We start from the raw sequence: 24,205 nt of genomic DNA on the forward strand, positions 1-24,205 counted from the left end.
TGCCTCCCCCCCGTTGATGGGTAAAATAGCCGCAATTTTTCGTATTCAACTTGCCCGGCCCGTTGCCGTGCTTACCTAAGAAGATTTGACTATGACGTTGTCTCCTTATTTGCAAGAGGTGGCCAAACGCCGCACTTTTGCCATTATTTCTCACCCGGATGCCGGTAAAACGACAATTACTGAAAAGGTACTGTTATTCGGACAGGCCATTCAGACCGCCGGTACGGTAAAAGGCCGTGGTTCCAGCCAGCATGCAAAATCTGACTGGATGGAAATGGAAAAGCAACGTGGTATCTCCATTACCACCTCTGTGATGCAGTTTCCGTATCATGACTGCCTGGTGAACCTGCTGGACACCCCGGGGCACGAAGACTTCTCCGAAGATACCTATCGTACTCTGACGGCGGTGGACTGCTGCCTGATGGTTATCGATGCTGCGAAAGGTGTTGAGGACAGGACCCGTAAGCTGATGGAAGTTACCCGTCTGCGCGATACTCCGATCCTGACCTTTATGAACAAACTCGACCGTGACATCCGCGATCCGATGGAACTGCTGGATGAAGTTGAGAACGAACTGAAAATCGGCTGTGCGCCGATCACCTGGCCGATTGGCTGCGGGAAGTTGTTCAAGGGCGTCTATCACCTTTATAAAGATGAAACGTATCTGTACCAGACCGGTAAAGGCCATACGATTCAGGAAGTGCGTGTTGTTAAAGGTCTCAACAACCCGGAACTTGATGCTGCCGTGGGTGAAGACCTGGCGCAGCAGCTGCGCGACGAGCTGGAGCTGGTGCAGGGCGCGTCCAACGAGTTCGATCATGAGCTGTTCCTCGCGGGCGAAATCACCCCGGTCTTCTTCGGTACCGCGTTGGGTAACTTCGGCGTTGATCATATGCTGGATGGCTTAGTGGAGTGGGCGCCTGCGCCGATGCCACGTAAAACCGATACCCGCGTCGTTGAAGCCTCTGAAGAGAAGTTCACTGGCTTCGTGTTTAAAATTCAGGCCAACATGGACCCGAAACACCGTGACCGCGTGGCGTTCATGCGCGTGGTGTCCGGCAAGTACGAAAAAGGCATGAAAATGCGCCAGGTGCGCATTGGTAAAGACGTGGTGATCTCCGATGCGCTGACCTTTATGGCCGGTGACCGTTCTCATGTGGAAGAAGCGTATCCGGGCGATATTCTTGGTCTGCATAACCACGGCACTATCCAGATCGGCGATACCTTTACCCAGGGCGAAATGATGAAGTTCACCGGTATTCCGAACTTCGCGCCGGAGCTGTTCCGTCGTATTCGCCTGAAGGATCCATTGAAGCAGAAGCAGCTACTGAAAGGGCTGGTTCAACTGTCAGAAGAGGGTGCAGTGCAGGTCTTCCGTCCGATCGCCAACAACGATCTGATTGTCGGCGCGGTGGGTGTGCTGCAGTTTGACGTGGTGGTTTCACGTCTGAAGAGCGAGTACAACGTTGAAGCCATTTATGAATCCGTCAACGTGGCGACTGCGCGCTGGGTAGAGTGTCCTGACGTGAAAAAATTCGAAGAATTTAAGCGTAAAAACGAAGTTCAGCTGGCGCTGGATGGCGGTGATAACCTCACCTATATCGCGCCAACCATGGTTAACCTGAATCTCACCCAGGAACGTTACCCGGACGTTCAGTTCCGTAAAACACGCGAACACTAATCGACCTTTCAGGGCACGGTATCCGCCGTGCCCTGCAACTTTTCCTGTCTTTTAAATCCCTTGCGGAATGTTCTTAAATCCCCTGACTTTTGTTTGTTTTTTAATCAATCCAGGCAGCAACCGCGAAATCGTGAACTATATTTAACAATGTGATGACATAAATATCGGCTTTTAATGCTCTTCATTAAGCATTTCGCAGCCCCTTTAGCTGATATTTATTTCAGTCACGAGATTAGTTGCTGGTTCTGACCGCTAAGCGGCAGAACATCGCTATAAGTACAACAAACAGGAATACATCGATGACAATGACAGGACTTAAGATTTCTAAAACGCTACTGGCCGTGATGCTGACTTCCGCTGTGGCAACGGGTTCTGCTTATGCAGAAAACGCCACAATGGATAAAGCGCAATCCGGGCTCGAAAGTGCGGGGCAGAAAGTCGATAGCTCTATGAACAAAGTCGGTAATTTCATGGATGACAGCACCCTCACCGCCAAAGTAAAAGCCGCGCTGGTGGACCACGATAGCATTAAGAGCACCGATATTTCCGTCAAGACCGATCAGAAAGTAGTAACGCTAAGCGGCTTTGTTGAAAGCCAGGCGCAGGCCGAAGAGGCCGTTAAAGTCGCGAAAGGCGTTGAGGGCGTGACCTCCGTTAGCGACAAACTGCACGTGCGTGACAGCAAAAACACCTCCGTAAAAGGCTATGCCGGCGATACGGCCATCACCAGCGAAGTAAAAGCCAAGCTGCTGGCCGATGATATTGTCCCATCCCGCAAAGTGAAAGTTGAAACCACCGATGGTGTGGTACAGCTTTCAGGCACTGTCGATTCACAAGCTCAAAGCGATCGCGCTGAGAGCATCGCCAAAGCGATTGATGGCGTGAAAAGCGTCAAAAACGATCTCAAAACTCAGTAATTAGACTTAATTCGCCCTCCTGACGTTTGTCGGGAGGCGTATTGTGCACCACACTGAAAATATCGCCGATGGGTAGCCTGAGCGCTCATATCAAGCGGTGAAATTAACTATGGTAAAGGAGAAGCATATGTTTCGATGGGGCATCATATTTCTGGTTATCGCGTTAATTGCCGCTGCACTGGGTTTTGGTGGACTGGCGGGTACCGCTGCAGGCGCAGCGAAAATTGTTTTTGTGGTGGGTATCATTCTGTTCCTGGTCAGCCTGTTTACCGGGCGTAAACGACCCTAGTACGTAAACCGTAAAGATAACTTGCTACTGAGCCAGTCCAGCGGACTGGCTTTTACGGTTTTAGCAGCAGGCAATTTGCGTTACTTTGTTGTCCTATTACAAAAACAACAGGAAGGCAGAGGTGGGGCAGAGAATACCCGTCACGCTCGGTAATATCGCGCCGTTATCGTTACGTCCGTTTCAACCAGGCAGTATGGCGCTGGTGTGCGAGGGCGGGGGACAAAGAGGCATCTTCACTGCAGGCGTACTGGATGAATTCATGCGCGCACAGTTCAATCCCTTTGATCTCTTCTACGGGACGTCCGCTGGCGCGCAAAACCTTTCAGCTTATCTCTGTAACCAGCCCGGTTACGGTCGTAAAGTCATCATGCGTTACACTACCCGACGTGAGTTTTTTGACCCGGTGCGCTTTGTGCGCGGGGGAAACTTAATCGACCTCGACTGGCTGGTGGATTCGACCTCGTCCCAAATGCCGCTGGCAATGGATAACGCCGAGCGCCTGTTTGAGGCAGGTAAAGCGTTTTATATGTGCGCCTGCCGGGGAGATGACTACACACCGGGCTATTTTTCGCCGAACCGGCACAATTGGCTGGATCTCATTCGTGCATCCAGCGCGATTCCCGGATTCTACCGCACAGGGGTTGCGCTGGATGGCGTGAACTATCTGGATGGTGGCGTCAGTGACGCCATTCCCGTGCAGGAAGCGGCGAAGCAGGGTGCAAAAACGCTGGTGGTTATCCGCACGGTGCCTTCGCAAATGTACTACACCCCACAATGGTTCAAACGTATGGAGCGCTGGCTGGGGGAGAGCAGTCTGCAGCCGCTGGTGAATCTGGTTCAACATCATGAAGCCAGCTACCGCGCTATTCAGCGCTTTATCGAAAAACCGCCGGGCAAGCTGCGTATCTTTGAGATCTACCCACCAAAGCCACTCCATAGTATGGCACTGGGGAGCCGTATTCCGGCATTGCGTGAAGACTACAAAACCGGACGCCTGTGCGGGCGCTATTTTTTGGCAACGATTGGTAAACTGCTGGCGAAAAACGCGCCGCTGCCTCGTCAGACGCCGAAGATTGTGGTGCCGGGACCGGTGGTGGTTCCACCTGCACCCGTTGCCAACGATGCCCATGCGTCCGTTGCGAGCAGCGCGCCCCAGGCTAACGACACCACGTTTGATAATGAGGATTTGGCGTGAGTTTTCGCTTTATCGATACGCATTGTCACTTTGATTTCCCTCCGTTTACTGGCGACGAATCCGCCAGCCTGCAGCGCGCCTGTGAAGCCGGTGTGGGCAGTATTATCGTCCCGGCTACCGAGGCGGCGAACTTTTCCCGCGTGCTGGCGTTAGCGGATAATTACCCCCCGCTGCTTGCCGCGCTGGGCCTGCATCCCATTGTGATTGAACACCACAGCGATGACTGCCTGGACCAACTGCAGCAGGCGCTGGATAAGCGTCCACAAAAGCTGGTGGCAGTAGGTGAGATTGGATTGGATCTGTACCGGGACGATCCGCAATTTGACCAGCAAGAGTGGATTCTGGAGGCGCAGCTGAAGCTGGCGAAGCGTTACGAACTGCCAGTGATCCTGCATTCACGACGTACCCATGACAAGCTGGCTATGCACCTGAAACGCCATGCTTTGCCGCGAACCGGCGTGGTGCATGGATTTTCCGGGAGTTTTCAGCAGGCTGAACGCTTTGTGCAACTGGGCTACAAAATTGGCGTGGGCGGCACCATTACTTATCCACGCGCCAGCAAAACCCGCGAGGTAATGGCGCGATTGCCGCTGGAGTCACTGCTGCTGGAAACCGATGCGCCGGATATGCCGCTCAACGGATTTCAGGGCCAGCCCAACCGCCCGGAGCAGGTAGTCAGAGTGTTTGACGTCTTATGCGAGCTGCGCCCGGAACCTGCGGACGTGATTGCTGACGCGCTGTATCGGAATACGACGGCGTTGTTTGATTTTTGATTTCCGGATGCGGCGCTTTCGCATCTCATCCGGCATTTCACAGATACAAAGCCGGGAAGATCAAATTATCCACCCCGCGCTCGCGCAATCTTTGCGCCAGGTGCTCCACATCCTCCGGCGTGGCGCTCGGCCAGTCTTTTGCTTCGCCGTATACCCCGTGCGCATGAAAGGCATTCAGCCGCACCGGTACATCACCTGAACGCTTGATAAACGCCGCCAGTGCATCGATATGCTGGAGATAATCCACCTGACCAGGGATAATCAGCAGGCGCAGTTCCGCAAGTTTCCCTTGCCCGGACAGAAAGGTAATACTTTGTTTAATCAGCGTGTTATCGCGCCCTGTCAACTGACGATGACATGCGCTATCCCAGGCTTTTAAATCCAGCATTACGCCGTCGCACACCGGCAACAGCTTTTGCCAGCCGGTTTCGCTCAGCATGCCGTTGCTGTCTACCATGCAGGTCAGGTGTTGCAACTGCGGATCGGTTTTGATCGCGCTAAACAGCGCCACAATAAACGGTAGCTGGGTCGTTGCTTCGCCGCCGCTGACCGTCATTCCTTCAATAAACGGCGAGGCTTTGCGAACATGCTGCAGTACCTCATCAATGCTCATGGTCTGCGCCATCGGCGTAGCCTGCTGGGGGCACATGTGCAGGCAGGTGTCACACTGCTGACACATATCAGATTGCCACCATACTTTTCCCGCGCTCAGACTTAACGCTTCATGTGGGCAATGCAGTACACACTCCCCGCAGTCATTGCAGCGTCCCATCGTCCACGGATTGTGGCAATTTTTACAGCGCAAATTGCATCCCTGCAGGAACAGGGCCAGGCGACTCCCCGGCCCGTCGACGCAGGAGAAGGGAATCAGCTTACTTACCGAAGCGCATCTGCTGTTCATGGCTAATCACGCGAGGTTGTCGTTCCAGAATGCGCGTATTACGCGCGGCTTCTTCGCCAAGCCAGGTGGTGTTGGTGCGAGAACCTGCGGCACGATATTTTTCCAGATCCGACAGGCGCACCATATAACCGGTGACGCGGACCAGATCGTTACCGCTAACGTTAGCGGTAAATTCACGCATCCCGGCTTTAAATGCGCCGAGGCACAATTGCACCAGCGCCTGAGGATTACGCTTGATGGTTTCATCCAGCGTGAGAATGTCGCTGATACCGGCGTGATAATACGCGTGATGCGGCGCAACGGTTTGCAGATGGGTGATCGGGTCCGGTTCATCACCGTAGGGCAGGCGAGCGCCCGGCGTGGTGCCGATGTCAGAACTGATCCCCGACTGTGCATGCAGCATCGCACGCTGATTCCAGCCGTATTTCACCGGTGTGCTTTCTACAAATTCCGCCAGTTGGGCGCTAATACGGTAGCCTAGCTGATTGGCAAACGCATCTTTCCCGTAACGCGCGCATTGCCCTGCTTTTTCACACAGCAGATTTACCGCCTCCGCCAGACCATACATCCCGAACATAGGCACAAAACGCTTGGGATCAATCAACCCTTCCTGCACCAGGAAGCTATTCTCAAAGAAATGTGATTTTTCATAGAGGAATTCACATCGTGAATCAATGATAGCGATTTGCTGCTGGCAGTAGTGCGGTAGGGTGCGCGTAAAGAAGTCATCGACAGAGGTGCTGCGCTCTGCGATGGCTTTCAGATTGAGCCTGACCAGCGTACTTCCGCCGCCAGCCATTGGCAGTGAGTTGTAACAACTGACGACGCCGTAGTGGCCTTTTGTGAAAATTTTATCATTTTCAGGGCCGTTAGAAATGTGCGGTTTACTGCATTCGCAAATATTTTTCGCCACGTTGAGCAGCAGATCGTCAGGGGTAATTTGCGGATCATAAATAAAGGTAAGATTAGGTGAAACCTGCTTTAACTCTGCATCTGCGCGTAAAATTGCGCGTGTAATCGGCGTGTCGGCCGGGCCAATGTTGGCATGCATAAAGGCATCTGGCAGGGTACGGTCGAGATAACGCCAGAAACGTTTTATTCGAATATCGATCTCATCTTGTGTTAGAATTCTAACATACGGTTGCAACAGGGCATCGAGTTGACCGAGATAGACCGGCATCGACGTCACTGACGGAACGTGATGGTAAAGAATAGTGAGTAAGGATAATGCGTCATCGAGATCCTTTGCCCCCTCCAGCTCCAGCCATGATGAGCCGTTGGCCAGAAAACGCGCGTAGTCGGGTAAAACATAACGCGGTTTGAACGGAGCATGGCCTTCGTACATGTCGCAGATCACCCCGTCATCCAGTGCCTGGCGTGCCTCAGCAGGCAGTTGCGGGTAGGGCAGCGCGTTTTCAGCCTCCAGCGCCAGAAAGTGGCGTTTCTGCTCAGGGCTGAGCACCGGACTGGTCACGATTTGTTGGCAACGCTGTTGCAGCGCGAGTTCGCTTGACGTGGGCATCGTTGATTCCTTTTTATCCCGAAGGTGTAACGCCATTGTAGAAAGCAACGCCGCCACAACCTTTGATCCGGATGCGCCTGATGTCACCGCACGCCGCCAGTAAAGGTCATTTATTTGAGGTAGATCTCATTAGAGTAATGCAAATCTGTATGTGGTTTTCATTAACTGTGATGTATATCGAAGTGTAATAGCGAGCGGATGTTAGAATACTAACAAACTCGCAAGGTGAAATTTTATACGGCGACGCCGTTGGAGAATGTTATGACCGATTTAACAGCAAGCAGCCTGCGTGCACTGAAACTGATGGACCTGACCACCCTGAATGACGACGACACCAATGAAAAAGTGATCGCGCTGTGTCATCAGGCGAAGACCCCGGTTGGCAACACTGCCGCAATCTGCATTTATCCGCGTTTCATCCCTATTGCGCGTAAGACTCTGAAAGAGCAGGGTACGCCGGACATCCGCATTGCAACCGTCACCAACTTCCCGCACGGCAACGACGACATCGAGATTGCGTTGGCGGAAACTCGCGCGGCGATCGCCTACGGTGCCGATGAAGTTGACGTGGTGTTCCCGTACCGTGCGCTGATCGCCGGTAACGAGCAGATTGGTTTTGATCTGGTTAAAGCTTGCAAAGACGCGTGTGCGGCGGCAAACGTTCTGCTGAAAGTGATCATCGAAACCGGTGAGCTGAAAGAAGAAGCACTGATTCGCAAAGCATCTGAAATCTCCATCAAAGCCGGTGCTGATTTCATCAAAACGTCTACCGGTAAAGTGCCGGTCAATGCGACGCCGGAAAGCGCACGCATCATGATGGAAGTTATCCGCGACATGGGTGTTTCTAAAACTGTAGGTTTCAAACCGGCTGGCGGTGTGCGTACTGCAGAAGATGCACAGCAGTTCCTGGCGATTGCCGATGAACTGTTTGGCGCTGACTGGGCTGATTCTCGTCACTACCGTTTTGGCGCATCCAGCCTGCTGGCTAGCTTGCTGAAAGCGCTGGGTCACGGCGACGGTAAGAGCGCAAGCAGCTACTAAGTTTGAATTGCCCATTGTAGGCCGGATAAGGCGCAGCCGCCATCCGGCATCAGTACGACTGCCGGGTGCGCGTTGCTTACCCGGCCTACAACGGCTTGGATTATTAAGAGTAATCATTCATTGCAGTGGGTTTTCCGCAGCATTTAACCTGATTAATCGGGGGTTACCGTGTTTCTCGCACAAGAAATTATTCGTAAAAAACGTGATGGTCATGCGCTGAGCGATGAAGAAATTCGTTTCTTTATCAATGGCATTCGCGACAATACCATCTCTGAAGGGCAAATCGCCGCCCTGGCGATGACCATTTTTTTCCACGATATGACAATGCCTGAGCGTGTTTCGCTGACCATGGCAATGCGTGATTCAGGAACCGTGCTGGACTGGAAAAGCCTGCAGCTGAACGGCCCGATTGTGGATAAACACTCTACCGGCGGCGTAGGTGACGTAACGTCACTGATGTTAGGCCCGATGGTTGCTGCGTGCGGCGGCTATATTCCGATGATCTCCGGACGTGGCCTGGGGCATACCGGCGGTACGCTCGATAAACTTGAAGCGATTCCAGGATTTGACATCTTCCCGGACGACGCCCGTTTCCGTGAAATTATTAAAGACGTGGGTGTGGCGATTATTGGGCAAACCAGTTCGCTCGCACCGGCGGATAAACGTTTTTATGCCACCCGCGATATTACCGCGACGGTGGATTCCATCCCGCTGATTACCGGTTCCATTCTGGCGAAAAAACTGGCGGAAGGGCTGGATGCGCTGGTGATGGATGTGAAAGTGGGCAGCGGCGCCTTTATGCCGACTTACGAGCTTTCTGAAGCCCTTGCCGAAGCGATTGTCGGCGTGGCAAACGGTGCGGGTGTACGTACCACCGCGCTGTTAACTGATATGAACCAGGTGTTGGCCTCCAGCGCAGGTAACGCGGTCGAAGTCCGCGAAGCTGTGCAGTTCCTGACCGGTGAATACCGCAATCCACGTCTGTTAGACGTCACTATGGCGCTGTGCGTGGAAATGCTGATCTCCGGCAAGCTGGCGAAAGATGACGCCGAAGCCCGTGCGAAATTGCAGACGGTGCTGGATAACGGCAAAGCAGCAGAGATTTTTGGTCGCATGGTGGCGGCGCAGAAAGGCCCGACCGATTTCGTCGAGAATTATGCGAAGTACCTGCCGACGGCAATGCTCAGCAAAGCGGTATATGCTGATACCGAAGGCTTTGTCAGCGCGATGGATACCCGTGCGCTGGGAATGGCGGTTGTTTCCATGGGCGGCGGTCGTCGTCAGGCATCGGACACCATTGATTACAGCGTTGGCTTTAGCGATATGGCGCGTCTGGGCGACAGCGTAGACGGACAGCGCCCGCTGGCGGTGATCCACGCCAAAGACGAAGCCAGCTGGCAGGAAGCGGCGAAAGCGGTCAAAGCGGCAATTAGCCTTGACGATAAAGCGCCAGAAATTACACCGACAGTCTATCGTCGTATTACCGAATAACTGTATACTGATCTGATCGCTTTTTTGCGGCGCAGATGTATGGAGAACAAGATGAAACGTGCATTTATTATGGTGCTGGACTCCTTTGGTATTGGTGCGACTGAAGATGCGGATCGCTTTGGCGACGTAGGTTCAGACACTATGGGACACATTGCAGAAGCCTGTGCGAAAGGTGAAGCTGACAATGGTCGCAAAGGTCCACTGAATCTGCCTAACCTGACCCGTCTGGGCCTGGTGAAAGCTCACGAAGGTTCTACTGGTAAAATTGCTGCTGGCATGGACGGCAACGCGGAAGTGATTGGTGCCTATGCATGGGCGCATGAACTTTCTTCCGGGAAAGACACGCCGTCTGGCCACTGGGAAATCGCGGGTGTTCCGGTTCTGTTTGACTGGGGATATTTCTCCGATCACGAAAACAGCTTCCCGCAAGAACTGCTGGATAAACTGGTAAAACGTGCCAACCTGCCAGGTTACCTCGGCAACTGCCACTCTTCCGGTACCGTGATCCTGGATCAACTGGGTGAAGAGCATATGAAAACCGGCAAGCCGATTTTCTATACCTCCGCTGACTCCGTGTTCCAGATTGCCTGTCACGAAGAGACTTTTGGCCTGGATAAACTCTACGAGCTGTGCGAAATCGCCCGTGAAGAGCTGACCGAAGGTGGTTACAACATCGGTCGTGTTATCGCGCGTCCGTTTATCGGTGATAAAGCCGGTAACTTCCAGCGTACCGGTAACCGTCACGATCTGGCCGTTGAGCCGCCAGCACCGACCGTGCTGCAGAAACTGGTCGACGAGAAAGACGGCCACGTGGTTTCCGTGGGTAAAATCGCGGATATCTATGCGAACTGCGGCATCACCAAAAAAGTGAAAGCCACCGGTCTGGACGCGCTGTTTGACGCCACCATCAAAGAGATGAAAGAAGCCGGTGATAAGACAATCGTCTTCACCAACTTCGTTGATTTCGACTCTTCCTGGGGTCACCGTCGCGATATCGCCGGTTATGCCGCAGGTCTGGAACTGTTCGACCGCCGTCTGCCTGAGCTGATGGAGCTGGTGGGGGAAGATGACATTCTGATCCTGACCGCTGACCACGGCTGCGACCCGAGCTGGACCGGGACTGACCACACCCGTGAACACATTCCGGTACTGGTTTACGGCCCGAAAGTGAAACCAGGTTCTTTAGGTCACCGTGAAACCTTCGCGGATATCGGCCAGACGCTGGCGAGCTACTTTGGTACGTCGCCGATGGACTACGGTAAAAACATGCTGTAATACCCGTTGTCTTTCGCGCTGTAGATGCGTTGACTTCATTCGCTCACCCCGGTCACATAGTTAATCTATGCTCCCGGGGATTCACGAATTCGTCGCCTTCCTACAACGCGAAATCCTTAGGGTATTTCACTGTTTTGCATACGTTTTGTAGGCCTGATAGGCGTAGCCGCCATCAGGCAATAACAACGAAATAAGGATAAAAAATGGCAACTCCACATATTAATGCAGAAATGGGTGATTTCGCTGACGTCGTATTGATGCCGGGCGACCCGCTGCGTGCGAAACATATTGCTGAAACTTTCCTCGAAGATGTTCGTGAAGTGAACAACGTTCGCGGCATGTTAGGCTTCACCGGTACCTACAAAGGCCGTAAGATTTCCGTAATGGGCCACGGTATGGGTATCCCGTCCTGCTCCATCTATACCAAAGAGCTGATCACCGATTTCGGCGTGAAGAAAATCATTCGCGTAGGCTCCTGCGGCGCTGTGCGTATGGACGTTAAACTGCGTGACGTGGTTATCGGTATGGGTGCTTGCACCGACTCCAAAGTTAACCGTATCCGTTTTAAAGATCATGACTTTGCAGCTATTGCTGACTTCGACATGGTGCGTAACGCCGTTGATGCAGCAAAAGCGCTGGGCGTAGACGCGCGCGTGGGTAACCTGTTCTCCGCTGATCTGTTCTACTCTCCGGACGGCGAAATGTTCGACGTGATGGAAAAATACGGCGTGCTGGGCGTGGAAATGGAAGCGGCGGGCATCTACGGCGTTGCGGCTGAATTTGGTGCGAAAGCGCTGACCATCTGCACTGTATCCGACCATATCCGTACTCACGAGCAGACCACTGCCGCTGAACGTCAGACGACCTTCAACGACATGATCAAAATCGCACTGGAATCCGTTCTGCTGGGCGATAAAGAGTAAGTTGTTTGTGCCCGGTGGCGCTATGCTTACCGGGCCTACAGCAGTATGTAGGCCGGATAAGGCGCAGCCGCCATCCGGCAATTTCAGGCCAGTGCTTAACGCACCGCTCCGGCAATCCATGCCGACAGCTCGCGTAACTCTTTTTCTTGCTCCGGGAAATCAACCAGAAGCGCCTCGCACTCTTGTTGCAGCATATCCGCACGATACAAGCATCCTTGCAGACGACCCGCCAGCGCTTCCAGCGGCGCGGGATTGAGGCTATCGGTGTAGACCTGGGTGCGGGTAATCACGCCTTTTTCAACGTCGAAATGCAGCTCAACGCCGCCCCAGGTGAAACGCTCATCCAACAGGTGCGAGAAGGCCGGCGCCTGACCAAAGTTCCACTCCCAACTGCTCTGGCGGGCAAAGGTTTCGGCAAAGTTCGGCAGATCCGGCGCTTTGTCCGGGGAGATTACCTCGGCTTCTACGCGTTCGCCGTAGTGGGCGAAAAAGGCTTCCGTGATGGCCTGACAGACCTGTTGATGAGTGATGCCCGGTAACAGCTCGGTCAAATTCGCCACGCGCGAGCGAACCGAAGTGATGCCTTTAGCGGCAAGTTTCTTTTTATCGGGATTGAGATAGTTTGCCAGGCGGCTGAGATCGGCATTCAGCAATAGCGTGCCGTGGTGGAATCCGCGGTCTTTCGTTTCACGATAAGCAGAACCAGAGACTTTACGATCGCCATCCGGCGTTTTCACCACCAGATCGTTACGCCCGGAGGCATCAGCTTCTACGCCCAGCGTATTCAGCGCATTGAGGACTATTGCCGTGGAGATGGTTTTGTCGTATTCCGGTTTACCAGCCATAAAGGTAAAGCAGGTATTACCCAAGTCATGGAACACCGCGCCGCCGCCGCTGCTGCGACGGGCGAGCCGCACGTTGTCTTCCTCCATCCGGCGGGTATTACACTCTTTCCACGGGTTTTGCGCCCGGCCAATCACCACCGTATCGGCGTTACGCCACAAGAACAGGACGCGCTGCGTGGCGGGCATCTGGCGAAAAATGCACTCTTCAACCGCCAGGTTAAACCACGGATCGTAAGAGTCTGAGATAAGCAGGCGTAGTGTGGTCATGGTCGATTTCCTTTCTTTGAATTACTCTTTTTTCTCGTTGTCTTCTTCCTGCACCGGTTTGTTGGCGGTCAGCAGGAAAGGGGATTGCTGCCAGCGGGTACGCTTGCCTTGCAATAATGTACGTGTGAGGACTACACCAATAGCCAGTGACAGAAGCAGCATCAGGCGTAAGATGTTGGTGGTGTTGTCTACCTGCTTCGCTTCGGTGGCAAGCGTGTGGGTGTCGAGTGTCAGGCGCAGATAACCCAGCGGGCCGTTTCTCCCCTGAATGGGCTCAACGATTTGCTGATTAAAATAGCCCCCGGCTTTTTTGCCATCGAGCGCCAGCCGGTCACGGACATCGACACTCTCACCAGTGCGGGTAATCAGATCGCCCTGTTCATCGTACACGCCCGCATCCAGAATACGGCTACTTTCCGTTAACTGCGTGAGTACGGCTTTAATGCGCTTTTCATCCGGTGTTTCGGTGCGCATCAGCGGCGCGATGTTTAAGGTGACCTGGCGGGCCAGTGTACGCGCCAGTTCTTCCAACTGCGGATTACGTTGCTGCTGGTGGCTTTGACTAAACCAGGATGCACCCTGCATCAGGGCGACAAGCAACGCGAGACAGAACAATACAATCACTGCACGATGAAGTCGGAATTTCAGTTTTGCGCGAGCCATATTCCACCTGCTGAAAATTTGAGGCTTAATGTTGCCAGAAGCGCTGGTTACAGGGTAGCCTCATGCGTTATTTTCCGCTGGATGATTCCGACCCGAACGATTTTACAGGAGCTTTAATGCCTAACATTACCTGGTGCGATCTACCTGAAGATGTCTCTCTGTGGCCAGGTCTGCCCCTTTCTTTAAGCGGTGATGAAGTCATGCCGCTGGATTACCACGCGGGCCGCAGTGGCTGGCTGCTGTATGGTCGTGGGCTGGATAAACAACGTTTAACGCAATACCAGAGCAAACTGGGTGCGGCGATGGTGATCGTAGCCGCCTGGTGCGTTGAGGATTATCAGGTGATTCGCCTCGCGGGCTCGTTAACGCCGAGAGCGACAAAACTGGCGCATGACGCCAAACTGGATGTTGCCCCATTAGGTAAAATTCCGCATTTGCGCACGCCGGGTTTGCTGGTGATGGACATGGATTCAACGGCTATCCAGATCGAATGCATTGATGAAATTGCCAAACTGGCCGGGACCGGCGAAATGGTTGCCGAAGTCACCGAACGCGCGATGCGCGGCGAGCTGGATTTTACCGCCAGCCTGCGCAGCCGCGTGGCGACGCTCAAGGGGGCTGATGCCAATATTCTGCACCAGGTGCGCGAAACATTGCCGCTGATGCCTGGCTTGACGCAACTGGTGCTAAAACTGGAAACGCTTGGCTGGAAAGTGGCTATCGCTTCTGGCGGGTTTACTTTCTTTGCCGATTATCTGCGTAACAAGCTGCGTCTGACTGCGGCTGTGGCGAATGAGCTGGAGATCATGGACGGTAAATTCACTGGCAACGTGATCGGCGATATCGTCGATGCGCAGTACAAAGCCAGTACTCTGAGCCGCCTGGCGCAAGAATATGAGATCCCGATGGCGCAGACGGTGGCGATCGGCGACGGCGCCAACGATCTACCGATGATCAAAACAGCCGGGCTGGGCATTGCGTATCATGCGAAACCCAAAGTGAATGAAAAGACGGAGATTACTATCCGTCACGCTGACCTGATGGGCGTGTTCTGCATTCTCTCTGGCAGCATGAACCAGAAATAATGAGGTAAAATGTGGCAAAAGCTCCTAAACGCGCCTTTGTTTGTAATGAATGCGGGGCCGATTACCCGCGCTGGCAGGGGCAATGCAGCGCCTGTCAGGCCTGGAACACCATAACCGAGGTGCGCCTTGCCGCGTCGCCAACGGTGGCGCGCAACGAGCGACTCAGCGGCTACGCCGGAAATGCGGGCGTCGCAAAAGTGCAGAAGCTTTCTGACATCAGCCTTGAGGAACTGCCGCGTTTTTCTACCGGATTTAAAGAGTTTGACCGCGTGCTCGGCGGCGGGGTGGTTCCCGGCAGCGCCATACTGATTGGCGGTAACCCCGGCGCGGGGAAATCAACGCTGCTGCTACAAACGCTGTGCAGGCTCGCCGAGCAGATGAAAACCCTGTACGTCACTGGCGAAGAGTCGCTGCAACAGGTGGCGATGCGCGCGCATCGACTTGGCTTGCCGACGGCGAACCTGAACATGCTGTCGGAAACCAGTATCGAACAAATTTGCCTGATTGCTGAAGAAGAACAGCCGAAACTGATGGTGATCGACTCCATTCAGGTGATGCATATGGCGGACATTCAGTCTTCGCCGGGCAGCGTGGCACAGGTGCGTGAAACTGCGGCTTACCTGACGCGCTTTGCCAAAACGCGCGGCGTAGCGATTGTGATGGTCGGCCACGTCACCAAAGATGGCTCATTGGCCGGGCCGAAGGTGCTGGAGCACTGTATTGACTGCTCGGTGTTGCTCGACGGTGACGCTGATTCCCGTTTCCGCACTCTGCGTAGCCACAAAAACCGCTTTGGCGCGGTGAATGAGCTGGGCGTCTTTGCCATGACCGAGCAGGGGCTGCGCGAAGTCAGCAACCCGTCTGCAATCTTCTTAAGCCGTGGCGATGAAGTCACTTCCGGTAGTTCGGTGATGGTGGTCTGGGAAGGCACGCGCCCACTGCTGGTAGAGATTCAGGCGCTGGTCGATCACTCAATGATGGCGAACCCGCGTCGCGTGGCGGTCGGTCTGGAACAAAACCGTCTGGCGATTCTGCTGGCGGTGTTACATCGTCATGGCGGCTTACAGATGGCGGATCAGGACGTGTTCGTCAACGTGGTCGGCGGCGTAAAGGTTACCGAAACCAGCGCCGACCTGGCACTGCTGTTGGCAATGGTCTCCAGCCTGCGCGACAGACCGCTGCCACAGGATTTAGTGGTCTTTGGCGAAGTGGGGTTGGCAGGCGAAATCCGTCCGGTACCCAGCGGGCAGGAGCGTATTTCGGAAGCGGCGAAACACGGTTTTCGCCGGGCGATTGTTCCTGCCGCTAACGTACCGAAAAAAGTACCGGAAGGGATGCAGGTCTTTGGCGTTAAGAAGCTTGCGGATGCGTTAAGCGTGTTTGACGACCTATAATCAAATACCCGCCGTCTTTCCGACGGCATTGGGTATTACGTTTATTTTTACAGCAGGAGGCTCTTGTGTCATTTGATTATCTGAAAACCGCCATTAAGCAAAAGGGCTGTACCCTGCAACAGGTGGCGGATGCCAGTGGCATGACCAAGGGATATCTAAGCCAGCTTCTGAATGCCAAAATTAAAAGCCCCAGCGCGCAAAAGCTGGAGGCGTTGCACCGTTTTCTCGGACTGGAGTTTCCGCGTCAGCAGAAAAATATCGGTGTGGTATTCGGTAAGTTTTATCCGCTGCATACCGGCCATATCTATCTTATCCAGCGCGCCTGTAGTCAGGTCGATGAACTGCATATCATTATGGGCTATGACGACACGCGCGATCGTAGTCTGTTTGAAGACAGCGCCATGTCGCAACAGCCCACGGTGCCCGATCGTCTGCGTTGGCTGCTGCAAACCTTTAAGTATCAGAAAAATATCCGAATTCATGCCTTTAATGAAGAGGGCATGGAGCCGTATCCACATGGTTGGGATGTGTGGAGCAACGGAATAAAAACGTTCATGCAGGAGAAAGGGATCCAGCCAAACTGGATCTACACCTCTGAAGAATCAGATGCCCCGCAATACCTCGAACATCTGGGGATCGAAACCGTGCTGGTGGATCCCAAGCGGACGTTTATGAGTATCAGCGGCGGGCAAATCCGTGAGAACCCGTTTCGCTACTGGGAGTATATTCCCACCGAAGTGAAGCCGTTTTTCGTGCGCACCGTGGCGATCCTCGGCGGGGAGTCGAGCGGTAAATCGACGCTGGTGAACAAGCTCGCCAACATCTTTAACACCACCAGTGCGTGGGAATATGGGCGTGATTACGTTTTCTCCCATTTGGGCGGCGATGAGATGGCGTTGCAGTACTCGGACTACGATAAAATCGCGCTGGGACAGGCGCAGTACATTGATTTCGCGGTGAAATATGCCAATAAAGTGGCGTTCATCGACACTGACTTTGTGACCACTCAGGCCTTCTGCAAAAAGTACGAAGGGCGTGAACACCCGTTTGTGCAGGCGCTGATTGACGAGTATCGCTTTGACCTGGTGATCCTGCTGGAAAACAACACCCCGTGGGTGGCAGATGGTTTGCGCAGCCTTGGCAGCTCGGTTGACAGAAAAGCGTTTCAGACGCTGCTGGTGGAGATGTTACAGGAAAACAACATCGATTTTGTGCACGTTCAGGAGCCGGACTACGATGGTCGCTTCCTGCGCTGCGTGGAGCTGGTGAAAGAGTTGATGGGCGAACAGAGATAGTTTACATGCCGGATGGCGCTGCGCTTATCCGGCCTACAAGTCGCACTAACCTCGTAGGCCAGATAAGGCGTCACGCCGCCATCCGGCGCTTAACGGTAATTACTTAGCAATACGCTTGTACTTAATACGCTTCGGCTCCAGCGCATCTGCGCCCAGCGTGCGTTTCTTGTACTCTTCGTATTCGGTAAAGTTACCTTCGAAGAATTCCACTTTACCTTCATCCTGGTAGTCCAGAATATGGGTGGCGATACGGTCAAGGAACCAACGGTCGTGCGAGATAACCATCGCGCAGCCCGGGAACTCCAGCAGGGCGTTTTCCAGCGCGCGCAGGGTTTCGATATCCAGGTCGTTGGTTGGTTCATCGAGCAGCAGCATATTACCGCCAACCTGCAGCAGCTTCGCCAGGTGCAGACGACCACGCTCACCACCGGACAGCTCGCCGACGCGTTTACCCTGATCCACACCTTTGAAGTTAAAGCGGCCTACGTAGGCGCGGCTTGGCATCTCGGTGTTGCCGATCTTCATGATATCCAGCCCGCCGGACACTTCTTCCCACACGGTTTTGCTGTTGTCCATGGCATCACGGAACTGGTCAACGGACGCCAGCTTCACGGTTTCACCCAGCTCAATGGTGCCGCTATCAGGCTGTTCCTGACCGGACATCATGCGGAACAGGGTGGATTTACCTGCACCGTTCGGGCCAATGATACCGACAATAGCGCCTTTCGGTACCGAGAAGCTCAAATCGTCAATCAGTACGCGATCGCCGTAGGATTTACGCAGATTGGTGACTTCAACGACTTTATCGCCCAGACGAGGTCCTGGTGGAATAAACAGTTCGTTGGTTTCGTTACGTTTCTGGTATTCGGTATTGTTGAGTTCTTCAAAGCGCGCCAGACGGGCTTTGCCCTTAGACTGGCGGCCTTTCGCGCCCTGGCGTACCCACTCCAGCTCTTTCTCAATGGATTTACGGCGAGCCGCTTCCTGAGAGGCCTCCTGGGCCAGACGCTGATCTTTCTGCTCCAGCCAGGAGGAGTAGTTGCCTTCCCACGGAATACCTTCACCGCGGTCAAGCTCCAGAATCCAACCCGCTACGTTGTCGAGGAAGTAACGGTCGTGGGTAATGGCCACCACGGTGCCTTCGAAGTCATGCAGGAAGCGTTCCAGCCACGCCACGGATTCGGCGTCCAGGTGGTTAGTCGGTTCGTCGAGCAGCAGCATGTCTGGTTTTTCCAGCAGCAGGCGGCACAGCGCGACGCGGCGGCGTTCACCACCGGAAAGCTTCTCAATTTTGGCATCCCAGTCCGGCAGACGCAGGGCATCGGCGGCACGTTCGAGCTGTACATTCAGATTATGACCGTCGTGCGCCTGAATAATCTCTTCAAACTTGCCCTGTTGCGCAGCAAGTTTATCGAAGTCGGCGTCTGGCTCTGCGTACTTGGCGTACACTTCATCCAGGCCTTTCAGTGCGTTAACCACTTCGGCAACCGCTTCTTCAACGGATTCGCGAACGGTATGTTCCGGGTTTAGTTTCGGTTCCTGCGGCAGGTAACCGATTTTAATGCCAGGCTGTGGGCGAGCTTCGCCTTCGATATCAGTATCAATACCGGCCATGATGCGCAGCAGGGTAGATTTACCCGCACCGTTCAGACCGAGAACACCGATTTTGGCGCCAGGGAAGAAGCTCAGTGAGATGTTTTTAAGAATATGACGTTTCGGCGGAACGACTTTGCCGACACGATGCATGGTATAAACGAATTGGGCCACGTTGGACTCGCCTCTAATGTTTATCCCGTCATACTTCAAGCCGCAGATGCGTTGGCTGTGTCGTTCACCCCAGTCACGTACTTTTGTACGCTCAGGGGATTCACTTCCTCGCCGCCTTGCTGCAACTTGAATTATTTAGGGCTAATTATTGGTAAATAGTTATCAAAGGCGAAGTGTAGCCTTTTTCATTGCCCAATCCCAGCCAGCAGATCTCACTCGCAACAAAAGTAAAAAAGTGTCCGTGACGTGGCACATTCTGCAATGTCTGGTTAGCATGAATGAATTAAGCGGCATGATGCTGCACAGACGTAAACGACAAGAGGAAGAGCTTGTGGACAAAGCCAAACAATTTACCTGGCGCCTGCTGGCTGCCAGCGTATGTCTGCTGACGGTCAGTCAAGTGGCGCGAGCGGATTCCCTGGATGAGCAGCGCAATCGCTATGCGCAAATTAAGCAAGCCTGGGATAACCGACAAATGGACGTCGTAGAGCAGATGATGCCCGGGCTGAAGAACTATCCTCTGTATCCTTATCTGGAATATCGCCAGATCACTGACGATCTGATGAATCAGCCCACCATTACCGTCACCAATTTTGTGCGCACCAACCCGACGCTGCCCCCGGCGCGTACGCTGCAATCGCGTTTCGTGAACGAACTGGCGCGCCGCGAAGACTGGCGTGGACTGCTGGCGTTCAGCCCGGAAAAACCGGGTACCACGGAAGCGCAATGTAACTATTACTTTGCGAAATGGAGTACCGGGCAAACCGAAGAAGCCTGGCAGGGCGCGAAAGAACTGTGGTTGACCGGGAAAAGTCAGCCGAACGCTTGTGACAAATTATTTGGCGTATGGCGCGCCTCAGGCACTCAGGATCCGCTGGCGTATCTGGAGCGTATTCGTCTGGCGATGAAAGCCGGGAATACCGGTCTGGTGACGGCGCTGGCCGGACAGATGCCCGCGCAATACCAAACCATTGCCTCTGCGATCATCGCGCTGGCCAACGATCCGAATTCGGTAATGACCTTTGCTCGCACCACTGGCGCAACGGATTTCACCCGGCAGATGGCGGCGGTCGCCTTTGCCAGCGTGGCGCGTCAGGATGTGGAAAACGCCCGCCTGATGATCCCCTCGCTGGTGCAAGCGCAGCAGCTGAATGACGAGCAAACCCAGGATCTGCGCGATATTGTTGCCTGGCGCCTGATGGGCAATGACGTTACCGACGAGCAGGCCAAATGGCGTGATGATGCGATTATGCGCTCCAACTCCACCTCGCTTGTGGAGCGCCGGGTGCGCATGGCGCTGGGAACCGGCGATCGCCGTGGCCTGAATACCTGGCTGGCGCGTTTGCCAATGGAAGCCAAAGAAAAAGATGAATGGCGCTACTGGCAGGCGGATCTGCTGCTGGAGCGCGGACGCAATGATGAAGCGAAAGAGATCCTGCACCAACTCATGCAGCAGCGCGGTTTCTATCCGATGGTGGCGGCACAGCGCCTGGGAGAAGAGTACGCGCTGAAAGTGGATAAAGCACCGGACAACGTTGACTCTGCGCTAACTCAGGGACCAGAAATGGCGCGTGTTCGTGAACTGATGTACTGGAACATGGACAATACCGCACGCAGTGAGTGGGCGAATCTGGTTACCAGCCGCACGAAGTCTGAACAGGCACAACTGGCGCGTTACGCGTTCAACAATCACTGGTGGGATCTAAGCGTTCAGGCGACGATCGCCGGAAAGCTGTGGGATCATCTGGAAGAGCGCTTCCCGTTGGCCTATAAAGATCTTTTTACCCGTTACACCAGCGGCAAAGATATTCCGCCAAGCTATGCGATGGCGATAGCGCGTCAGGAAAGCGCCTGGAACCCGAAAGTTAAATCGCCGGTAGGCGCCAGTGGGCTGATGCAGATTATGCCGGGTACGGCGACGCATACGGTGAAAATGTTCTCGATTCCAGGTTACAGCAGTCCGAGCCAGCTATTGGATCCTGATACCAACATCAACATCGGAACCAGCTATTTGCAGTACGTGTATCAGCAATTTGGCAATAACCGCATCTTTGCGTCAGCAGCCTATAACGCCGGCCCGGGACGCGTTCGCACCTGGCTTGGCAATAGCGCAGGTCGTATTGATGCCGTGGCGTTTGTCGAAAGTATTCCGTTCTCGGAAACGCGAGGATATGTGAAGAACGTGCTGGCATACGATGCGTACTATCGCTATTTTCTCGGCGATAAACCGGAGTTGATGAGCGACGCAGAATGGCAACGTCGTTACTGATCGTGTCGGTTGTGTTATGCTATCGTACTCGTTAAAGAGTACAAAGGGGGAAGCAAGCACGCTTCCCCCCGCAACGATGGCGATAACTTATGACTCAGCAATCACCCTATTCAGCAGAGATGGCAGAACAACGTCACCAGGAGTGGTTACGTTTTGTCGATCTGCTTAAACACGCCTACGAACAAGATTTACACCTGCCACTGCTCAATTTGATGTTAACGCCGGATGAGCGTGAAGCGTTGGGCACGCGTGTGCGTATCATTGAAGAGCTGCTGCGCGGTGAGATGAGCCAGCGTGAGCTTAAAAACGAGCTCGGGGCGGGGATTGCTACTATTACGCGAGGGTCGAATAGCCTCAAATCCGCACCGGTGGATCTGCGTCAGTGGCTGGAACAGGTGTTGCTCGGGAAAAATTGATCCGCCGGATGCGGCTTTGCCTTATCCGGCCTACGATTGAACATCCGGCACAATGCTATAAATACACCGCGTTATGAAACGGGCTGAGAGCCAGAATCACCGCCTGGTGGTAAACGCTCGAGCGCGTCAGCTTACCCGCGGTAAAGACGCCGATTGCGCCCTCTTTACGGCCAATCTCATCAATACCTGTATAGTCCGACATCACCGGGCCGAGTGCTTCACCTTTGCGGACTCTGTCGAGAATGACAGCAGGCAATGGCAACGTGGCTGAACGGGCTTCGCCGCGCTGGACGCCGTTATCAATTACCACCCAACTGAAGGTGGCGTCATCGTCAATTCCCGCTTCAATAGCGACCCAGAAATCAGCCTGCGGGTGCAGACGACGCGCGTTATTAACGCGATTTCGTGCGCCAGTGCGCGTTTCCTGGCTTCCGAAAGGCTGTTCCGGCACGCCACTCTCGACGGCGACGGGTTCAATATGGCAGGATCCTTCCCCGAAAATCTCTTCAAATGCCCGCAGAATTGCCTGAATTTTGGCAGGATTGGTGGTCGCAGAGATAACCTTGTGCATAATTAAGCTCAGTTTGAAAATTCATCGCATCGCAGTATAACGGAAAAAAAGCATGTTACAGGTATACCTTGTTCGCCATGGCGAAACGCAGTGGAACGCCGAGCGACGTATTCAAGGCCAGTCAGACAGCCCACTGACCGCTAAAGGTGAGCAGCAAGCCATGCAGGTGGGTGAACGCGCCCGCTCGTTTGGTATTACGCATGTCATCAGTAGCGATTTAGGTCGTACGCGACGCACCGCAGAAATCATCGCCCAGGCCTGCGGCTGTGATATCACCTATGACTCACGTCTGCGTGAACTGAATATGGGCGTGCTGGAGCAACGTCATATCGATACGTTGACGCCGGAGGAAGAGGGCTGGCGTCGTCAGTTGGTGAACGGTACGGTGGATGGTCGTATTCCTGAAGGGGAATCGATGCAGGAACTGAGCGATCGCGTTAACGCGGCGCTGGCATCCTGTCTGGAACTGCCGCCGGGGAGTCGACCGCTGCTGGTCAGTCATGGTATCGCGCTGGGTTGCCTGGTGAGTACGATTCTGGGATTACCGGCATGGGCTGAACGTCGCCTGCGTCTGCGCAACTGCTCTATTTCTCGTGTCGATTACCAGGAAAGTTTATGGCTGGCACCGGGATGGGTAGTTGAAACGGCAGGGGACATCTCTCATCTGGACGCCCCTGCGTTGGATGAACTGCAGCGCTAGCGGCGAATCGGAATCAGGAATTCGCAGCGCAGGTTAATAGGGCGATCTCCCGCTTTGGCATCTTCTGCCGGGTAGTATCGCTCGATATCCTGCCCTTTACGGCGCGTCAGGTTCAGCATCGGCATGCAGGTGCCGTAAACCGTCAGGATAAACTCCTGCACGCCCGTCCCCAGACCCTCATAGGTAAACATCACATATTCGCCGCCCTGTAACAGGATGGGTTGCGCCGACTGCACGTATCCGTTGGCCTGCTCTGGTGTGAGCGCGGTGGTATAAAACACTTCCTGTTCGTCATCTTTCTCAATGCTGGGGCGCGTTTCATTGAGTCCGTACAGAACCTGCGGGATCGCAGGAGCCTGACTGAGGAAGTCGCGCCAGAACTGGATCCGCATTTCATGACGGAAATCTGAAATCTGTTCCAGCGAGCAGGAATAGCTTTGCGTAGTGCCAAGCAGTTGCGTATCTTCAAGCGTGACAAACTCATGCGCAGGCATAGCAAATTCACCCAGTCGCATCGGCGGGCGAATACCGAAAGCGCTCCATTCCGGCGAACGACGATACAGCGCAGGCGTCTGAGAAAACTGTTTCTTGAACGCGCGGGTAAAGGTTTGTTGAGAGTCAAAGCGATACTGCAGGGCGATGTCCAGAATCGGACGCGCAGTCAGGCGTAGCGCCACTGCGGACTTCGATAAACGGCGGGCGCGGATATAGGCGCCAATAGCATGGCCCGTCACGTCCTTGAACATTCTCTGCAGATGCCACTTGGAATAGCCTGCTTTTGCCGCCACATTGTCAAGCGACAAAGGCTGATCCAGATGGCCTTCCAGCCAGATTAAGAGGTCGCGAATAATGCCAGCCTGATCCATAAAATATCCTCATCCTTTCAACAACGAGTACCTGACGTCAGGTATGAGGATAATAGCAT

General features: G+C 54.1%; 22 protein-coding genes. 15 read left to right on the forward strand and 7 right to left on the reverse strand.

The window, feature by feature from the left end:
• Positions 1-91 precede the first annotated feature (91 nt).
• From prfC to AL515_RS04920, 5 genes are all read left to right on the forward strand, one after another.
• On the forward strand, positions 92-1,681 hold the full coding sequence (gene prfC / locus AL515_RS04900) for a peptide chain release factor 3 (RefSeq protein ID WP_061067190.1): 1,590 nt from the start codon (positions 92-94) through the stop codon (positions 1,679-1,681).
• Positions 1,682-1,980: 299 nt separating this feature from the next.
• Entirely contained in the window at positions 1,981-2,598 is a 618-nt protein-coding gene (osmY, locus tag AL515_RS04905) for a molecular chaperone OsmY (RefSeq protein ID WP_061067191.1), read from the forward strand.
• A gap of 127 nt (positions 2,599-2,725) precedes the next feature.
• Positions 2,726-2,887: a DUF1328 domain-containing protein gene (locus tag AL515_RS04910; RefSeq protein WP_003019081.1), complete on the forward strand. Its 162-nt coding sequence runs from the start codon at positions 2,726-2,728 to the stop codon at positions 2,885-2,887.
• A gap of 121 nt (positions 2,888-3,008) precedes the next feature.
• Complete coding sequence (locus AL515_RS04915; protein WP_048212774.1) at positions 3,009-4,082, forward strand: patatin-like phospholipase family protein; 1,074 nt, start codon at positions 3,009-3,011, stop codon at positions 4,080-4,082.
• A complete protein-coding gene (locus AL515_RS04920) occupies positions 4,079-4,855 on the forward strand; it encodes a metal-dependent hydrolase (RefSeq protein ID WP_061067193.1) in 777 nt (258 codons plus the stop codon). The genes AL515_RS04915 and AL515_RS04920 overlap by 4 nt, the downstream gene beginning before the upstream one ends.
• A 37-nt stretch (positions 4,856-4,892) precedes the next feature.
• On the opposite strand, the gene AL515_RS04925 is transcribed toward AL515_RS04920, so the two are convergent.
• Both AL515_RS04925 and AL515_RS04930 read right to left on the reverse strand, forming a co-directional pair.
• On the reverse strand, positions 4,893-5,756 hold the full coding sequence (locus AL515_RS04925; RefSeq protein ID WP_061067194.1) for a YjjW family glycine radical enzyme activase: 864 nt from the start codon (positions 5,754-5,756) through the stop codon (positions 4,893-4,895).
• The gene (locus AL515_RS04930) at positions 5,728-7,278 is read right to left on the reverse strand and encodes a YjjI family glycine radical enzyme (RefSeq protein WP_061067195.1); all 1,551 of its coding nucleotides are present in this window, start codon (positions 7,276-7,278) and stop codon (positions 5,728-5,730) included. Before AL515_RS04930 ends, AL515_RS04925 begins: the two co-directional genes overlap by 29 nt.
• Before the next feature lie 261 nt (positions 7,279-7,539).
• Between AL515_RS04930 and deoC the strand changes: the two genes are divergently transcribed.
• From deoC to deoD, 4 genes are all read left to right on the forward strand, one after another.
• On the forward strand, positions 7,540-8,319 hold the full coding sequence (gene deoC / locus AL515_RS04935; RefSeq protein WP_003019042.1) for a deoxyribose-phosphate aldolase: 780 nt from the start codon (positions 7,540-7,542) through the stop codon (positions 8,317-8,319).
• 168 nt (positions 8,320-8,487) lie between these two features.
• Positions 8,488-9,810, forward strand: coding sequence for a thymidine phosphorylase (gene deoA / locus AL515_RS04940; protein WP_061067196.1), 1,323 nt, complete (start codon positions 8,488-8,490; stop codon positions 9,808-9,810).
• A gap of 51 nt (positions 9,811-9,861) precedes the next feature.
• A complete protein-coding gene (gene deoB, locus AL515_RS04945) occupies positions 9,862-11,085 on the forward strand; it encodes a phosphopentomutase (RefSeq protein ID WP_003019037.1) in 1,224 nt (407 codons plus the stop codon).
• 203 nt (positions 11,086-11,288) lie between these two features.
• Positions 11,289-12,008 carry a purine-nucleoside phosphorylase gene (deoD, locus tag AL515_RS04950; protein ID WP_000224864.1) on the forward strand — a complete coding sequence of 240 codons (720 nt, stop codon included), beginning with the start codon at positions 11,289-11,291 and terminating at the stop codon, positions 12,006-12,008.
• Positions 12,009-12,103: 95 nt separating this feature from the next.
• On the opposite strand, the gene lplA is transcribed toward deoD, so the two are convergent.
• The gene (gene lplA / locus AL515_RS23550) at positions 12,104-13,120 is read right to left on the reverse strand and encodes a lipoate--protein ligase LplA (RefSeq protein WP_048212769.1); all 1,017 of its coding nucleotides are present in this window, start codon (positions 13,118-13,120) and stop codon (positions 12,104-12,106) included.
• A 21-nt stretch (positions 13,121-13,141) separates the two neighbouring features.
• Positions 13,142-13,783 (reverse strand): YtjB family periplasmic protein, encoded by a 642-nt coding sequence (locus AL515_RS23555; protein ID WP_048212768.1) that lies wholly within the window; start codon positions 13,781-13,783, stop codon positions 13,142-13,144.
• A 116-nt stretch (positions 13,784-13,899) separates the two neighbouring features.
• Between AL515_RS23555 and serB the strand changes: the two genes are divergently transcribed.
• The 3 genes from serB to nadR all read left to right on the forward strand — a co-directional run bounded on the left by serB (position 13,900) and on the right by nadR (position 17,557).
• Positions 13,900-14,868 (forward strand): phosphoserine phosphatase, encoded by a 969-nt coding sequence (gene serB / locus AL515_RS04965; protein ID WP_061068793.1) that lies wholly within the window; start codon positions 13,900-13,902, stop codon positions 14,866-14,868.
• Between the two features lie 11 nt (positions 14,869-14,879).
• Complete coding sequence (radA, locus tag AL515_RS04970; protein ID WP_001728171.1) at positions 14,880-16,262, forward strand: DNA repair protein RadA; 1,383 nt, start codon at positions 14,880-14,882, stop codon at positions 16,260-16,262.
• A 65-nt stretch (positions 16,263-16,327) separates the two neighbouring features.
• The gene (nadR, locus tag AL515_RS04975; RefSeq protein WP_048212766.1) at positions 16,328-17,557 is read left to right on the forward strand and encodes a multifunctional transcriptional regulator/nicotinamide-nucleotide adenylyltransferase/ribosylnicotinamide kinase NadR; all 1,230 of its coding nucleotides are present in this window, start codon (positions 16,328-16,330) and stop codon (positions 17,555-17,557) included.
• Between the two features lie 99 nt (positions 17,558-17,656).
• On the opposite strand, the gene ettA is transcribed toward nadR, so the two are convergent.
• Positions 17,657-19,324 (reverse strand): energy-dependent translational throttle protein EttA, encoded by a 1,668-nt coding sequence (gene ettA, locus AL515_RS04980; protein ID WP_061067197.1) that lies wholly within the window; start codon positions 19,322-19,324, stop codon positions 17,657-17,659.
• Positions 19,325-19,655: 331 nt separating this feature from the next.
• Between ettA and sltY the strand changes: the two genes are divergently transcribed.
• Positions 19,656-21,593 (forward strand): murein transglycosylase, encoded by a 1,938-nt coding sequence (gene sltY / locus AL515_RS04990; RefSeq protein WP_061068794.1) that lies wholly within the window; start codon positions 19,656-19,658, stop codon positions 21,591-21,593.
• A gap of 89 nt (positions 21,594-21,682) precedes the next feature.
• On the forward strand, positions 21,683-22,009 hold the full coding sequence (gene trpR, locus AL515_RS04995; RefSeq protein ID WP_003837292.1) for a trp operon repressor: 327 nt from the start codon (positions 21,683-21,685) through the stop codon (positions 22,007-22,009).
• 55 nt (positions 22,010-22,064) lie between these two features.
• Here the strand turns inward: trpR and yjjX are convergent, their stop codons facing one another.
• Positions 22,065-22,580 (reverse strand): inosine/xanthosine triphosphatase, encoded by a 516-nt coding sequence (gene yjjX / locus AL515_RS05000; protein ID WP_061067198.1) that lies wholly within the window; start codon positions 22,578-22,580, stop codon positions 22,065-22,067.
• A gap of 52 nt (positions 22,581-22,632) precedes the next feature.
• On the opposite strand from yjjX, the gene gpmB reads away from it, so the two are divergent.
• Complete coding sequence (gene gpmB, locus AL515_RS05005) at positions 22,633-23,280, forward strand: 2,3-diphosphoglycerate-dependent phosphoglycerate mutase GpmB (RefSeq protein ID WP_005123948.1); 648 nt, start codon at positions 22,633-22,635, stop codon at positions 23,278-23,280.
• Here gpmB and robA read toward each other — a convergent pair.
• Positions 23,277-24,146, reverse strand: coding sequence for an MDR efflux pump AcrAB transcriptional activator RobA (gene robA / locus AL515_RS05010; RefSeq protein WP_048212763.1), 870 nt, complete (start codon positions 24,144-24,146; stop codon positions 23,277-23,279). The genes gpmB and robA overlap by 4 nt on opposite strands.
• Between the last annotated feature and the right edge of the window lie 59 nt (positions 24,147-24,205).

The organism is Citrobacter sp. FDAARGOS_156 (genome assembly GCF_001559235.2).
GTDB classification, from domain to species: domain Bacteria; phylum Pseudomonadota; class Gammaproteobacteria; order Enterobacterales; family Enterobacteriaceae; genus Citrobacter; species Citrobacter youngae.